The 15,494-nt window shown below is 45.7% G+C and carries 12 protein-coding genes; all 12 read right to left on the reverse strand.

Annotated features, from left to right (window positions below; genetic code table 11):
* Window positions 1–15: 15 nt before the first annotated feature.
* A complete protein-coding gene (locus ABGV42_RS14685) occupies window positions 16–1,173 on the reverse strand; it encodes a copper amine oxidase N-terminal domain-containing protein (protein ID WP_347382290.1) in 1,158 nt (385 codons plus the stop codon).
* 336 nt (window positions 1,174–1,509) lie between these two features.
* Window positions 1,510–2,874 carry an ABC transporter substrate-binding protein gene (locus ABGV42_RS14690; RefSeq protein ID WP_347382291.1) on the reverse strand — a complete coding sequence of 455 codons (1,365 nt, stop codon included), beginning with the start codon at window positions 2,872–2,874 and terminating at the stop codon, window positions 1,510–1,512.
* A 291-nt stretch (window positions 2,875–3,165) separates the two neighbouring features.
* The gene (locus tag ABGV42_RS14695) at window positions 3,166–3,987 is read right to left on the reverse strand and encodes a carbohydrate ABC transporter permease (protein WP_347382292.1); all 822 of its coding nucleotides are present in this window, start codon (window positions 3,985–3,987) and stop codon (window positions 3,166–3,168) included.
* On the reverse strand, window positions 3,984–4,850 hold the full coding sequence (locus ABGV42_RS14700) for a carbohydrate ABC transporter permease (RefSeq protein WP_431523649.1): 867 nt from the start codon (window positions 4,848–4,850) through the stop codon (window positions 3,984–3,986). The genes ABGV42_RS14695 and ABGV42_RS14700 overlap by 4 nt, the downstream gene beginning before the upstream one ends.
* Window positions 4,851–5,298: 448 nt before the next feature.
* Window positions 5,299–7,116: an APC family permease gene (locus ABGV42_RS14705; protein WP_347383248.1), complete on the reverse strand. Its 1,818-nt coding sequence runs from the start codon at window positions 7,114–7,116 to the stop codon at window positions 5,299–5,301.
* A 431-nt stretch (window positions 7,117–7,547) separates the two neighbouring features.
* Window positions 7,548–9,428 carry a beta-glucoside-specific PTS transporter subunit IIABC gene (locus ABGV42_RS14710; RefSeq protein WP_347382294.1) on the reverse strand — a complete coding sequence of 627 codons (1,881 nt, stop codon included), beginning with the start codon at window positions 9,426–9,428 and terminating at the stop codon, window positions 7,548–7,550.
* 209 nt (window positions 9,429–9,637) lie between these two features.
* The gene (licT, locus tag ABGV42_RS14715) at window positions 9,638–10,468 is read right to left on the reverse strand and encodes a BglG family transcription antiterminator LicT (RefSeq protein WP_347383249.1); all 831 of its coding nucleotides are present in this window, start codon (window positions 10,466–10,468) and stop codon (window positions 9,638–9,640) included.
* Between the two features lie 370 nt (window positions 10,469–10,838).
* On the reverse strand, window positions 10,839–12,278 hold the full coding sequence (locus tag ABGV42_RS14720; protein WP_347382295.1) for a 6-phospho-beta-glucosidase: 1,440 nt from the start codon (window positions 12,276–12,278) through the stop codon (window positions 10,839–10,841).
* A gap of 308 nt (window positions 12,279–12,586) precedes the next feature.
* The gene (rhaD, locus tag ABGV42_RS14725; protein WP_347382296.1) at window positions 12,587–13,438 is read right to left on the reverse strand and encodes a rhamnulose-1-phosphate aldolase; all 852 of its coding nucleotides are present in this window, start codon (window positions 13,436–13,438) and stop codon (window positions 12,587–12,589) included.
* A gap of 324 nt (window positions 13,439–13,762) precedes the next feature.
* On the reverse strand, window positions 13,763–14,320 hold the full coding sequence (locus ABGV42_RS14730; RefSeq protein ID WP_347382297.1) for a GNAT family N-acetyltransferase: 558 nt from the start codon (window positions 14,318–14,320) through the stop codon (window positions 13,763–13,765).
* 210 nt (window positions 14,321–14,530) lie between these two features.
* The gene (locus tag ABGV42_RS14735) at window positions 14,531–14,818 is read right to left on the reverse strand and encodes a hypothetical protein (protein ID WP_347382298.1); all 288 of its coding nucleotides are present in this window, start codon (window positions 14,816–14,818) and stop codon (window positions 14,531–14,533) included.
* A 179-nt stretch (window positions 14,819–14,997) separates the two neighbouring features.
* Window positions 14,998–15,486 (reverse strand): DinB family protein, encoded by a 489-nt coding sequence (locus ABGV42_RS14740; protein ID WP_347382299.1) that lies wholly within the window; start codon window positions 15,484–15,486, stop codon window positions 14,998–15,000.
* Window positions 15,487–15,494 lie beyond the last annotated feature (8 nt).

The following is a 15,494-nucleotide window of genomic DNA, read 5'->3' on the forward strand; positions in this document are numbered from 1 at the left end:
ACTAACACACTTTTGCTAATAAACTTCGGTTTCAGGTAACAACGTAATATTACTCCCTGGTGATTCGATTAATCCTTTTTGTTCCAAATACTGATCAACATATCTTTCTGCATTTACTGAAGATGCAAAAATCCAGTCGGAATAGGTTTTCCCAAACATCTTGTATAGTATCTCACTTGTATATTCGTTGCTTAACTTCCCGAAAACAACATACAACTGCTTTATAGTGTTTGTGTGTTTTTTACCATCCAGATCTGTCCATGTTACTTTTTTATTTAGGTCGACCTTACGAATATCTTTAGTATGGATTTGAACACTCGATCCGCTCACTTTAAAGTAAACACGTATACTCTTCTCATAGGGATGCCCCTTAAGAATGCTCCATCCCATCATATCCCCAGTAGCCGCAACTGCATAAAGTTTTCCCTTAGTTGAAGTCACTGATGTTCCACTGTTTTGTTTTTGAGATGGTTCGATATTAACAGCCATTTTTCCTTTATCTATAGATATTTCCATCTTCTTGGCATTGGCATTATAGACTAATATTCCATCCAAAGCATCCGAGAGAAGAGAAGCAGGAAACAAAGTTACGCCATTCTGAATAAGAAGTGGTGACTTGAGCGTTAATGGCTCCCCATCTAAAGTTGCCTTTGTTCCGCTTTTCGGAAGGGTTATTAAGGTAGTACCAACTTTTATCGTAAAGCTATCCTGTTGAGCTACGTATGTAACACTCCCTCCTAAGGCCTTGAATACCTCTTTCATCGGAAGAAGAGTAACACCATTTTTTATATATCCCCCATCAACGGCATCGTCCAAGCTGCCTGATATGATAACCGATTTCTCAATATTTCCTACCTTAACTGTGACTTTTGATGAACCCACCCCCGTCACTTTTAACATCCCATTACTCAAGAGATTGAGTAAATGAGGTTTGGTTATCGTGTAGTCTGTTTTGGAGAGTGCTATATGATTACCTAGAAAGGGATAATCCACGCTGGTCATCATATTCTTTTCGTCATAAATCAAAGCAACATCAAAATCAATTTTGTCGCCAACTTTCGCTTCGATTTTACTAGGCATAAGCTGAATATCTTTAATTTCGCGCTCCTGGGCATATGCAACCGATACAAGTGAAAACATAAAAAACATTAATAAAACGGTTATTCTCTTCATTTTACTTTTCTCCTTTTCATAGTGTTGCTGGTAATTCAGTTACAGAACCAGTATCCATTCAACCCGATCTAATGGTCTTGGCTTACTTATGTATTAGACTAAATTAATAAATCTCTAATTCAGGAAATCCCCCTCTCTATTTTCATGTCTTTCATGAAGATCATAATTCTATTTTGGAGAAATTAATACATATTTTTTTGTTCATTTCTTTTTATTATTTTTCTTCTAAATTGCCATCTAACTGGTTTTAATACATTCTCAATTTCTTCATGAAAGTAAAAAAAGTGGATACAGCCTAATTGCTGTACCCACTCTTCCAAACTATAAAATAATACCTTACTTCTTCACCGTGCTGTTATACTGTGCAATCTTGTCTGTAATTTGCTTCGCAGCTGCATCCAGCGCTTCTTGCGGTGTACCTTGTCCGTTCAGTACCGTCTCGATCGCTCCTTCGACAAGTTGTCTGGCTTCCGGGAATACGCCCATTACAGCCCCGGATGTTGCTGTCGAATCAGCGGAAGCGTGCAATTGGTCGACTGCTGTCTGGAATTGCGGGTACTTCGCCATATTATCCTTTAATACTTGCTGATCGTAGGCTGCTGTCGTAATTGGGAAGTATCCTGTCGCAACACTCCAGTTGGCTTGTACTTCAGGTGTAGCCAAGTACTTGATGAATTCCCAAGCAGCTTGCTGCTGTGCTTTCGATTTGTTGTTCATGATGTACAAGCTTGCGCCACCTACAACCACGCCGCCTTCTTTGGCATCTGCCGGACGAGGCAGGAAGCCTGTTCCCAGTTCAAACTTGTCACCAGCGCCCTCCACGATTTTACGCAGCCCAGCGGTGGAATCCAGTGTCATGCCGATTTGCTCTGCGGTAAACGCTGCCGTTGTATCGTCTGTGCTGCGACCCAGATTGGAGAGGGTCTTCTCGTCAATCATCTTTTTCCACCATGTCAGCGTCTTTACACCCGCTTCGGAGTTCAAGAGAGATTCCGTTGCAGCTCCGTCTCTTCCGTTACCATTGTTTACATAATCTGCATTCTGGTTTGCGAAGAACTGCTCCATAAACCAGCCGTAAATCGCCATGGATGCACCTGGCTTGCCGTCTTTTGCCAGCGCTTTGGCCGCTTGTTCAAACTCTTCATATGTCTTCGGCGGGTTTTCCGGATCAAGACCTGCTGCCTTAAACATATCCTTGTTGTAGTACAGAATCGGGTTCGATGTGTTAAAAGGCATCGCGTTCAGTTTGCCATCAATCGTGTAATAACGGATGATATTCGGCTCCAGTTGGGACAGGTCGAACTTGTCCTTATCGATGAAATTCTGTACTGGTGTGATCATGCCCGAATCGATCATGAACTTACTGCCGATCTCGTATACCTGGATGATGTCCGGACCGCTGTCCGATCCCATGGATGCTTTCAGCTTGTTCAGACTCTCATCGTATTTCCCTTGATAGATTGCTTTCACCTGAATATCCGGATGACTTGCATTGAAATCGGAAGCGAGCTGGTTAATGGCTTTCTCCCCTGCTCCGGACATGGAATGCCACCACGTCAGTTGAGTTGGTTCAGCAGATGCCGCATCCGCTTGAGCTCCACTTACCGGACTGCTTGTCTCTGTTTTGCCGCCGCAGGCGGATATCACCAACATGAGTGCAGCCAACATCAATGCAAATGTGCCTCTTTTTTTCAAACGCATAATCTCTCTCCTTTTTTTGTGGCTCATTTCAAAAATCAATCTTGGGAATTCTGCAAGGTGGCCGTTGCGGTCACGAATCGTTCTTCAGATTGCTGTTATCCCCGGATTCTTTTATCCACTCTTTAGAGGGATAATCCGGTGCTAAACGCAAACGCTTCGCTTCTTCAGAATCGACTTCGTCCCCTCCACTACTTTCGCAGTTTCTCCAAAAATGATTTTAAGAGTGCGCCTTATTTATTCGCTCCTGGGTAACAAAACCCGCCAACCTGAATGCACAACATATTTACTTAACTAGCCCTTCAGTGCGCCTGCAGCCATCCCCCGGACAAGCTGTTTCAACCCGAAAACGAGCAGCAGCAACGAAGGCAGGATAACCAGTGCCGTTCCGGCAAACACCAGGTTCCATGCCGTGGATTCCTGAAACTCCAGCATTGAAATTCCGATCTGCACCGTTCTCATCTCTGGCGTGTTTGTTACAAGCAGTGGCCACAGATAGGAGTTGTACATATTCAGGAATGAATAGATCGCAAGCGTTCCTAATGCAGGACGGGACAGCGGCAGAACATGCGATACAAAATAGCGGATATGTCCACATCCATCGATCTTCGCTGCCTCGAACAGCTCCTTCGGCAGCTGCATGAAGAACTGCCTTAACAGGAATGTGCCGAATGCCGTTGCCAGAAACGGCACGGTAAGCCCTTGGTAACTATCCAGCCATCCCCAACTGCGGATCGTCAGATAATTGGGAATCATGGTGACTTCCCATGGGATCATCATCGTTGCAACGAACATGCTGAAGATGACGTTTTTGCCTTTAAACTGCATTTTGGCAAAAGCATACGCAGCCATACTCGCTGTTATCAGCTGTCCAAGCATCGTAAGACCTGCAACCAGGAACGTATTTCCGATGAAGGAGCCGATGGGAACAATATCGAACACTTCGGTAAAATTGGATAGATCGATCGACTGTGGAATGATATGCGGCGGATAGGCGCTGGCATCCTCAGGTGTCATGACTGCCATGAAAAAGGTGTACAGCACCGGATAGAGCACAAGCGCCGCACAGATGGTAAGCAATGCATACAACAGTGTTTTCGTCCATGGTGTTTTCATTGGTAGTGTACTTTCCTTTCCACCCACTTGAACTGAATCAGGGTCAGCAGCATAATAACCGCGAATAGGATGAGTGCCTGTGCACTTCCCGTTCCGAAGCGGAAATTAACGAAGGCTTCCTGATAGATGGAATAGACGAATACATTGGTACTGTCCATCGGGCCACCACGGGTTAATATGTTAATCTGTCCAAACGACTGAAAAGCACCGATGATCGAAACGACTGTTACAAAAAACAGGGTCGGTGAAAGCAGTGGCATGGAGATTTTGCGAAACGTAAGCAGCGGACCTGCACCATCAATCTTCGCACTTTCATAAATCTCATCCGGGATGCCCTGCAATCCGCTGGACAAGATGATGTAATTGAATCCGAGATTCATCCAGATCGTCATGATGGAGATGGAGACTAGCGCCCAATCCGGACTGGTCAGCCAAGGAATTGGATCGATGCCCACCTTGCTAAGCAGATAATTCAACATGCCTAGAGTCGGGTGGAACAGGAACTTCCAGATGACGGCCGACGAACCCACCGATAATACAACCGGGAGAGAGAATACAAACTGGAACAAGCGCATGCCCTTGAAACGGTTGTGAGTCAATGCTGCCAGAATCAAGGCAGCCAGTATGCCGGTTGGCACAGTGAACAGGACAAACAGCAGCGTTACTTTCATTCCCTGCAAAAACAGCCCCGACTGAAACACAGCCTTGAAGTTGTCCAGTCCCACGTAAGCCGCGATTTGACCGGTAGGATCTGTGGAGTGCAAACTCAGATAAACAGACTTAAACATTGGGTAAAACAGAAACACTGCAAACAAAAGCAGCGATGGTGCCAGGAAACCATAGGCCAGCAAATTCTCCCGCATCCGCTGCACTCGCAGCGAAGCTGTCCGGCGCTCTTGGGTACCGGATACGCGCCGTCTGGCGGCGGGCAAGCTGATCCGGTTGTCAAGCTCACTCATCGGATTTTCTTCCCCCTTGGTCTACGCATTCGGTGTGTGAACGTTACTTAAACTTCAACACCACGTTATCTAGTGTAAAAGTCGAATGTCACAGCAGAATTCACTCAGAATCAACGCAGCGTTAATCGTGGACAAGAGGCTTTACCATTTGAACAAGCTTTCACATAGCCAGGTTAAGTGCTTATAAACGAACGGAAAAACCGCAAGAACCCCCATTCCGGGGTTTTCCTGCGGTTCGTTGTGTAATCAAAATATAAACAGGAATGCCGTAATATCCTCATCCTTTTTTTACAATTATCTACAATAAGTCCAATGAACTTGTCGATTCGGTTAAGTCTCCGGTAAAAGCAATCTACCGATTAAGATGATACGGCACCGTCGTCACGATCACGTCTTTATAATTAATTAAATAGGCCCGGATCATGAAGCTGGTCTGGTTATGCAGTACATTTTGCCACCAATGCTTGGTGATGAATTGCGGAATCAAAATCGTGATATGATCGGTCTCGGCCGTTTTCCATTCCACGGTATCGATGAATCTCTTCAACGGGCCCATAATGCTGCGATATCTCGATTTAATAACAACCAGCCGCACACCTGGATTCCATTCCTCCCACTTCTGCTCCATTTTGCGAATGGACTCATCATCGAATCCGATATACAGGGCAACCACATGATCCGACATCGTCTGCGCATAACTGATTGTGTTCATCACCACCCGCGTGATCCCAGCTACCGGAATGACTATCGTGTTGCCTTTGTGGGCCGGCTTATCGAGCTTGATATCAATGCGCAGCTCATCTGCAATGTTGCAGTAATGGCGGTGAATACGCATGAAGACATATACGACGAGTGGCAAAAAGATAAAGATGACCCACGTTTGCGTGAACTTGGTGAAAATAAAAATCAAAGTGATCGACAGTGTGGTTAGCATACCGACTGTGTTCACCAGCAGCTTCATCTGCCAGCCAGACGGCTTAACCTTGATCCAGCGAATCATCATGCCGAGCTGCGACAGGGTGAATGGGATAAACACGCCTACCGCGTAGAGCGGAATCAGACTTTCCGTATTTCCTTTGAATCCAACAACCAGTAAGGCAGACATGACACTGAGAAAAATAATGCCGTTCGAGAAGCCCAGCCGGTCTCCCCTAACCATAAACATATGAGGCATATATTTGTCCTTGGCCATCATGAAGGACAGCAGCGGGAATGCGGAATAGGCCGTATTCGCTGCCAGGAACAAGATCAGTGCCGTTACACCCTGAATGATAAAATACATCCAGCCTCTGCCGAAGGTTGCTTCGGCAATCTGTGAAATGACCGTAGCATGGGGATCCGGTTTCACTCCGTATCCGAAGGCCAGCAAGGTGATCCCGATAAACATGACCCCGAGAATACATCCCATGAGCATTAATGTCCCGGCTGCATTTTTCTCCGCAGGCTGCTTGAAGTTCGGAATGGCATTACTGACTGCCTCCACGCCGGTCAGAGCGGAACAGCCTGAGCTGAATGCCTTCAGCAGCAGAAACATGCTCACATGAGACAGACTTGTTCCGAATTCAGGCGCTGCCGCTTCCATGCCACCCGTCAGAAACTTAATGCTGCCTGATATAATCAAAACCGCAATCGAAAAGATAAACAGGTAGATCGGGATCGCCAGCACTGAAGCTGATTCCGTAACTCCCCGCAAATTCATAATCGTCAGAAAAACAATCATCATCAGTGCAATCACTACGCTGTAATCATGAAGCACTGGAAAAGCAGATGTAATAGCATCCGTCCCTGCAGATGAACTTACAGCAACCGTTAGAATATAATCGACCAGCAAAGATCCTCCAGCGATCAGGCTGGATGTTGTCCCCAGATTATCCTTGGCTACGATGTACGCACCGCCACCTGTAGGATAAGCAAATATCGTCTGGCGATAGGAAAAAATTAAAATGACGAGTAATCCCAGCACAGCAATGGAGATCGGCACAGAATACCACAAGGCGGCAAATCCGGCCGCAACGAGCACCAATAAGATCTGTTCCGTACCATAGGCCACGGAGGACAGCGCATCGGAGGATAGGATGGCGAGCGCCTTCCATTTCCCCAATTTTTCTGCGTCCAGTTCAGCCGATTTCATCGGTCTGCCGATTAAGATTCTCTTCATTTTGCCAAGCATCATCATTACTTCCTTCCATCTCTCATCTGTGAAGCATTGTTATTATGCAAAATCCAAGGCTACCTGACAATACGTCATTTCACCCGAAAATCGCCAGCGTGTGATAATGCATTCTACGATTCAATAATGGATAACAAAGCGGTTCTTTATCAGTGATTTGAACTTTTTTGAACCAAAATGACGTTTGTTCGCCGAAAAATAAGAAATGGCCCTCGGTTCATCGAACCAAAGGCCATTTATGTTATGGAAGGTGAATACATGTATTTACATTGTATCACTGCAAGGTGCTATCGTTTCAAATGACTCCTATTGTGACTTAACCATAAGTTTGCCCATGTATTTATTAAGTAACTTACAGCAGTGGCTACAAAATTCGAAAGCCATTCCCTCACAAACACAATAATGGTTTGAATAGTGAAGTTTTTTGTAGTCTACTTTGCACCGTAAAGGCTCAGCAGCGGATCTTGGGCATTAACCTCTCCACCTGCTTTAACCGGCAGCACTTGCTGGTAATTAGCGGAGTTCGTTACAATAATCGGTGTTACCGTAGGATACCCGGCAGCCTTGATCTGGGTAATGTCGAACTCTAACAGCAGATCTCCAGCATTCACCCGGTCGCCTTCCTTGATATGCGAGACAAAATGCTGCCCATCCAATTTGACGGTGTCCACACCGACATGAACCAATATTTCCGCACCGCTGTCGGATATGACAGCCAGTGCGTGTTTTTTCTTGAAGGCCACAGTAACCGTACCATCAAATGGAGCAACCACTCTTCCTACACTTGGCTCAATGGCAATGCCCTGACCCATAGCGCCGGATGAAAAGGCCGGGTCCGGAACTTCCGTCAGATCAACGATTTTGCCTTGGATTGGGCTAAGCACCAGTTGGTCTGCTGCCTGCGCCGAGGGTGCCATTTGAATGGTTTTCTCAGCTGTACCGTCCTTATTCTCTTCTTCACTCACCGGATCTTTGAAGCCCATAATATACGTTAATACTGCCGATACGGTAAAGGAAACGACAATTCCGATAATCAATCCAGGGAAACCTTGACCGCCCGGGCCGTAGAAGATCGGTAGGGTCAGCAACCCCGGCGCACCAGAGGCGAAAGCTTGGGTCCCCGCTTGGCCGATAATCGCACCTCCGATCGCACCTCCGATAAGACCTGCGATAAATGGGCGTTTCAGTGGAAGCGTAACCCCATAGATCGCCGGTTCAGTGATCCCGAACAAAGCCGTCAGCGTGGAGGACCCTGCAAGGGTTCTCAGCTTTTTGTTCTTCGTTCTAAGCATGACTCCAAAAGCAGCTCCCGTCTGAGCGAATACCGAAGCTGTTGCGGCAGGCTTAATGCCATCACGGCCGTGTACCGCAACGTTGTTGATAAAGATTGGCACCAGGCCCCAGTGCACTCCGAAAATGACGAACAATTGCCAGCCCGCACCCATGACGGCTCCCGCAAGCAAAGGACTGAAACCAAATGCGGCAACCAGAGCTGATGCGATGGCATTACCTACATATACACCGAATGGTCCAAATGCAATTAGCGTCAGTGGAACCATGATGACTAAGAGCAGCAGCGGCGTAATGAAATTTTTGACGCTCTGATGGATAACTTTATTGAACCATTTCTCCAACAAACTCATCACGATAACCGAGATGATGATGGGAATAACCGTCGATGAATAACTCATCATAACCACCGGAATGCCAAAGAACTCGGTTTGTGTACCTTCATTTTTCAACGTAATAATGGTCGGATATATTAACGCGCCCGCTATGGTCAGCGCAACGAAAATGTTACCCTGAAATTTTCGCGCGGTTGTAACCGCTAACAGCATCGGCAGGAAGTAAAACAGGCTATCCGCAGCAGCATACAGGATGATATAGCTTGTATCTGTTGTTTCAAGCCAGCCTGCATTGCTGGCGATCAGCAGAAGTCCCTTCAAAATACCGGCTCCAGCCATGACACCCAAAAGCGGAGCAAAAATGCTTGAAATCACGTCGATAATGCCGCCAATACCTTTGACGGATTTACCCGATTTTTCCTTGGGTGAGGAATCATCCAAAATGTTGCTCACTTTTCCGATAGCATTGTATACCTCTGGTACCGTATTGCCAACGACAACTTGGAATTGTCCACCGTTCTCCTTTACGGCAATGATACCATCCAATTTTTCCAATTTGCTCTTGTCGGCTTTAGCGTCGTCTTTTAATACAAACCGCAAGCGCGTTGCGCAATGCACCAGAGAAACGACATTTTTCTCCCCACCGACCAGCTGAACGATTTCTTTGGCCAGCTTTTCATGACTCATACTCTGCACCCCCATGTTTTTTGGCGACAGGCTTTTTGATTTTTTGCACGCAAAAAACCTAAGCCTTGAAGAGAGGTGCACAAACGATGCATACCCTTTCATGGCTTAGGTTTTGCCTGCATAACCAGTAACAATCCCAGTTAAATCTTATTTATTTCCTGTTAATCTCATAATATAATTATAAAACCATATTTGTCAACATTTATTTATTAACGATTAACCACTCTTTCAATGTGCACCGTCAGATACAGTTTTTCCTCGTTCGTCAGGTCGTGATTGTATTCCTTTTTGACGAACATTTGGATTTTTTCCGTGCATGCTGCTGCTTCTTGATGTTTCTCTTTAATCATGTCGTAGATATGGTCATAGTTGTTGTTATAGTGCGTTCCATTTAATACTCGTTGCGAGAAGAACTTCAGATGGGTAATGAATCGAAAATAACTAAGGGACTCCTCGTCAAATTCCATCTTGAAATGATATTTCGCAATGTTGATGATTTGCTGAATGAATTTGGTCATGTTCATCGTGGTCACGACCTCTTCATTCATTTCGGCATTGACGACATGCAACGCGATGAAGGCCGCCTCATCTTCGGGAAGTTCGTATCCAAGCCTGGATTTGATCTGTTCCAGCGTGTTCAATCCTAGGGTAAATTCAGACTTATAGAGTTGCTTGATCTCCCATAACATCACGTTTTTGATCTCGACGCCTTCGCGATATCGCTCGATCGCAAAATTAATATGATCCGTCAAGGACACGTAGATATTTTCATTCAGGTTTCTACCCATGTTATCCTTAGCATGGGTGATGACCTCTTCGACAATTTCAATCAGCTCGATCTGAACCTCACGCAGCAGCATTTTGAAATTATCAGAAGTCTGCTTGTTCTTAAGGGTAAATACCTTCTGGATACGGGTCTCGTCTACTTTGTCTCCCGGTTTCTTCTTGAAGGCAATTCCTCGTCCCATCACGACAAGCTCAGCCCCATCAGTCTGATATGTGCTGATCACATTGTTGTTAATGACCTTGGCTATTTTCACTTCCATCCCCCATTCACGATCCACTCGTAACTGCAACCTATCGCCTTTTGGAAATGCAAAAAAAACCTGAAGCATCACAAAACGGAAAAACGTCCTTAAACGTTATTCTCGGAAGACGGACAGTTTTTTGTCGTAAGGCAGCAAGTAACGCCCATGGGAGCGTGACTAGCCGGTACGACCGACAAATAAACCGACGCCTACTTTTGCATGCTTAGGTTTTGCCTACATTTTATGTAGTAACAATCCCAAAACGATATAATTGCGTAAAGTATATCGCGAACTCACAGATATGTCAACGCTTTCACAGGAACCATGTTACGCAGAAGATCCACCAGGCTTGGTGGACCTTCCTAAATAACAAACGATGGTCTTATGCCTCCAAATCCGTACCTCCGGATGCGATTACTTTTTTATACCAATGGAAACTTTTTTTCTTGATTCGCTTCAAATCCCCATGACCCGCGTTGTCGCAATCTACATAAATGTAACCGTAGCGTTTTTTCATCTCGCCAGACGATGCGCTCACGATATCGATTGGCCCCCAGCTAGTATAACCGATAATTTCTACGCCGTCCTGCAGCGCTTCTCCCATCTCGGCAACATGCCGCTTCAGGTAATCAATACGGTAATCATCGTGAATTTCTCCGTTTGGCTCAACCTCGTCGTTGGCCCCAATACCATTTTCGACCACGAAAAGTGGTTTTTGATAGCGATCATGCAGCTGATTGGCCGTTATGCGGAAACCTTTCGGATCGATAGTCCATCCCCAATCAGATTTCTCCAAGTAAGGGTTGGCGACAGAACCGAATACATTACCGCTGGTCATGTTCTTGACCACTTCCGGATCGGTACTTGTCGTTCGGCTGGAATAATAGCTGAATCCGATGTAATCAACGGTATGATTTCTCAGAATGTCAGCATCCCCTGGTTCCATCACGATGTTCAGACCATGATCCTTAAAGAAGCGTTTCGCATAGCCTGGATATGCTCCTCTCGACTGCACGTCGATAAAGAAGTATGACTCCCGGTCCTTCTCCATACCCTGGAATACATCGTCTGGATTGCAGGTATACGGATAGAAGCTGCCCGCTGCAAGCATGCAACCAATCATTGCCCCCGGAATGATCTCATGGCAGGCCTTAACCGCTAGTGCGCTTGCGACCAGCTGATGATGAGCCGCTTGATACTGGATTTCTTTTACATTATCGCCTTCCTTGAAAGCCAAACCAGCGCCAAGGAACGGCAGATGCAACAGCATGTTGATTTCGTTGAACGTCATCCAATATTTAACCTTACCCTTGTAACGAGTAAATACGGTTTTGGCATAGGTTTCGAACAAATTCACCAGCTTGCGGTTTCTCCAGCTCCCGTACTTCTCAATCAGGTTGACCGGCACATCGAAGTGGGCAAGCGTTACAACCGGTTCAATTCCGTGCTTCAGCATTTCATCGAAAAGATTGTCGTAGAACTGCAACCCGGCTTCGTTTGCCGCCGCGTCTTCCCCGCTCGGGAAAATGCGTGCCCATGCAATGGAAACGCGAAGCGCCTTGAACCCCATTTCAGCGAATAGCGCGATATCCTCCGGATAACGGTGGTAAAAATCAATTGCTTCATGTGAAGGATAAAATTCTCCTTCCTGTGGCTTAAATCCCGGTACATTCCCCTTCATGATGCTTCTACGATTCTCTCCGGAAGGCAGTAGGTCCACGATGCTCAGCCCTTTGCCATCCTCCAGGTAAGCCCCTTCCGCCTGATTGGCGGCAATCGCACCACCCCACAAAAAGTTTTCGGGAAATTTGAAATTGTTCATACCAAACTCTCCTTTCAGCTCCATTAAGTAATGTACAACCACGTCTTCCGATCCAAGACAACAAAAAAACCCGAACCAGCCTGTCTACACATGTAGCGTAAACAAGCCAGCTCAGGTTATGCCCATATCGGTAACATTCCCAGAATGCATTATGCGGTTTTATAGAACTTTACCAAGATTTAGGACGGTTGTCAATTCCATTAATTTAGATGTTTTCCTTATGCTTTTCTCACCAATTTAGAAGCTTCTTAGGTGTTTCTTGAGGATAGCCCTTTCCACAAGAATCGCAATCTCTATTGATCTATTCGTTAAATATTCGAGTTCAGTATACCTGCACGCGGGGTAACTCCAAATGCCTGCGCCAACGTTGTCAGCTGTTCGTCCGTAATTCGCTGCCGAATCTCTTGACCCGCAACCAACATGTAAACTTGGGCTGCTTTCTCAATCGTCTCAATGAGACCAAAGGCCTCATCGATGGTTGTTCCAGTTCCGAAGATCCCGTGCTGCGGCCAGATGACCGCATGATATTCCTTCATTTTCTCCGCCGTCTCACGGCCGATCTCATTCGATCCAGGCACCATCCACGGGATGATGCCAACGCCGTCAGGGAAAACGACCACACATTCCGTACACATCTGCCACAGGGTTTTCGTGAATTTGGCTTCATCCAGTTCGTGGATAAACGTCATCGCCAGTACGTTAGTGGCATGGTTATGCATGACCACCCGGTGGTTCGGGTCCACTTTCAGACGCTCGATGTGACTCATAAAATGCGTAGGCAGCTCACTCGTTGGATTGGCTCCATTCTTCAACCCCCAGAGCACTTCCAGTTCCTCACCATCGTTCGAGACACGCAGCAATCCCAGATTGCTCTCTGGATCGGCGAGTACATTTTTGAAATATTTACCCGAAGCGGTCACGATAACATATTTGCCTGCCAGTTCATGTACCGAAAATGCCGGTTTAATCCGCCTTGTAACCTGATGGACATCAATATATCTCGCAACTTCCTCTTCTTCCAGCAGATAACTGACATTCCCCCCGTTACGCTCATCCCAGCCATTTTTCCACATATGCTGTGTAATCTCCGCCATCTCACGGATAAAGGGAATATTCCAACCTGCTACTTGCGCCGCTTCGTTTCTAAGGGTCACGTTCATGATGATTCTCTCCTTATTTGGGAAATATTGATACGGTTCACGTACTAGTAAGTTCCTTTTTTCACATTCATTATACCTTTGTTTATCTTTATTAGTCAATGATATAACCATAAATGATCTTTATTTATTTTTGTTTATATTTGATTACCCTTATTTTGAAACAACACAAAAAAAATACCCTGCCGGAGTCCGGCAGGGCTAGTCACACATCTATCTAACACGAGAAGGGGTTTACAAGAAATATCTTACCCCTTGTACCTTAATAGAAGCTGAAAATCGCATAAAAAAACAATGAAAAACGGAAAGTCGGCCGTATAAGTAAGACTACTTCATGTCTGATCTCGATAAAAAGTAGGACGGATGCATCTTGCCTGTCGGCTCGTAAAATTCATCTTTTTTATACGTAAATCCGAGCTTCAGCAGCAGTCTTCTTGAAGCACCATTCTCGGGATGATGTCCTGCGAAGATCGCCTTAACGCCCAAATGCTCAAATGCATAGCGAATAACGGCCTTTGCCGCTTCGAGTGCATACCCTTTACCCCAGTGATCCCTGGTCAGGTGGACACCCAATTCATAGATTTTCTCATCTGGTGCATATGGACGCAATCCGCAGCACCCTAAGAACACACCTGTTTCCTTATCAAAAATGGGCCAGTACTGTACTTCCATTTCCCGCTGTCGTTCCATTTCCTGCGCAAGTCTGGCTTCGATCTCATCCTCACTCAAAAAACCTTTGCTGCTAATCCACTTCGTCACCTCGTGATCTCCCCAGAGCGCAGAAGCCAAAGGCCGATCCTCTTCGCTCCAGGTGGAGAATTCAAGGCGTTCCGTTTCCAGAAATGAATCTCTGCTCTTCATACCTATTTTATTGGTTTGTTCCATATCTTAACCCCTCCTGTCTCTATGCATAGCCTACTGGATGCCTCTACTATAAATTACTCGAATAGCTCTCCTCATAAACAGAACGATGCAATAAAAGAACTAGCAGGCTGTGACTCTATTGATACATATGACTAAGATTCTCTCAATAAACAAGAAAAGCCCCTGTCGACATCAAGTCCGACAAGGGCTCATCAAAGCATGCTACGTTCATTAGAAATCAGCTGTTGCGATTTGGATCGTACCGGATGCAGCTCCTGCAGCCGTAGTCAACAAGGCAGCAACGAGCAGCAAATGAACCGACAACGTAAGGCTGTTACCCGCAGGAATCGTATACGTGATCACGGGTGCATTGACACGAGTGACAACCAGATCTACCGGAGCAGGTCCGAAGTTGTTCACCGTGATGCTGGCATTGGTACCTCCAAACAGATTCTCGTAATACGATTTCCCTACGCCAGCAGCCAGGTTGTAAAACTGTTGTGGTAAAAGGATGGCCATTGAAATCACCTCCTTTTGCTTTGATACGGTATTCTATGTTTGAAATCTAGTATTGTAACGGTAAATTGACCGAGGAATTATGTCTATTTTTGATAGACTTCATAGTTTGTATGGGCGACTTACTCAAAAAGGCCCCAAAGGGAGCGACACAAGATGTGTCTGCCTTCGGGGCCTCATTATTATGCGTATAACATGAAAAAGTTTAGTTCATGGCCTTGCTGCTTAAGATAGTTGTACAACTGGGAACGATGATGGAATACATGGGTTACCGTCTCAATTTGCCATTTAACCTGTACATGTCCATGTTCCATATAAAATGCTGTGGTCGATCGATTCAACAGATCTTCTTCACTCAGTGATACGATGTATGCTTTGTACGTTTCAAAATTACGCCACAGGACTGCTTCCAGCTGTTCAATATCCTCGATACCAGATAGGCTATTCTCTATCGTTCCAACTTCCGCTTCACTTTTCTCCTGCATGATGGCAAGGTCTGATGCCGTAATCTGGATCCAGTGGTGAACCAGTTCCACCAGTGAACGCATGTTTTCCTGAGGGCGATAAGCCCAGTCTTCCGGACGAATCAGGCGAATCAGAGAAGCTCCGGTCCTTACGCCTGTCTCTAATTCATTCAACAAATGATCCCGAATTTGCATTGTTCCATTCATGGATTAAA

The organism is Paenibacillus pabuli (assembly GCF_039831995.1).
Classification (GTDB): Bacteria; Bacillota; Bacilli; order Paenibacillales; family Paenibacillaceae; genus Paenibacillus; species Paenibacillus pabuli_C.

Excerpts from the sequence above, each read along its gene's own strand:
- ABGV42_RS14740 (WP_347382299.1), bottom strand. The coding sequence starts at position 15,486 with ATGAATGGAACAATGCAAATTCGGGATCATTTGTTGAATGAATTAGAG.
- ABGV42_RS14720 (WP_347382295.1), bottom strand. The coding sequence starts at position 12,278 with ATGAACAATTTCAAATTTCCCGAAAACTTTTTGTGGGGTGGTGCGATT.
- ABGV42_RS14700 (WP_431523649.1), bottom strand. The coding sequence starts at position 4,850 with ATGCGGGAGAATTTGCTGGCCTATGGTTTCCTGGCACCATCGCTGCTT.
- ABGV42_RS14710 (WP_347382294.1), bottom strand. The coding sequence starts at position 9,428 with ATGAGTCATGAAAAGCTGGCCAAAGAAATCGTTCAGCTGGTCGGTGGG.
- rhaD (WP_347382296.1), bottom strand. The coding sequence starts at position 13,438 with ATGAACGTGACCCTTAGAAACGAAGCGGCGCAAGTAGCAGGTTGGAAT.
- ABGV42_RS14735 (WP_347382298.1), bottom strand. The coding sequence starts at position 14,818 with ATGGCCATCCTTTTACCACAACAGTTTTACAACCTGGCTGCTGGCGTA.
- ABGV42_RS14730 (WP_347382297.1), bottom strand. The coding sequence starts at position 14,320 with ATGGAACAAACCAATAAAATAGGTATGAAGAGCAGAGATTCATTTCTG.
- ABGV42_RS14690 (WP_347382291.1), bottom strand. The coding sequence starts at position 2,874 with ATGCGTTTGAAAAAAAGAGGCACATTTGCATTGATGTTGGCTGCACTC.
- ABGV42_RS14705 (WP_347383248.1), bottom strand. The coding sequence starts at position 7,116 with ATGCTTGGCAAAATGAAGAGAATCTTAATCGGCAGACCGATGAAATCG.
- ABGV42_RS14685 (WP_347382290.1), bottom strand. The coding sequence starts at position 1,173 with ATGAAGAGAATAACCGTTTTATTAATGTTTTTTATGTTTTCACTTGTA.
- ABGV42_RS14695 (WP_347382292.1), bottom strand. The coding sequence starts at position 3,987 with ATGAAAACACCATGGACGAAAACACTGTTGTATGCATTGCTTACCATC.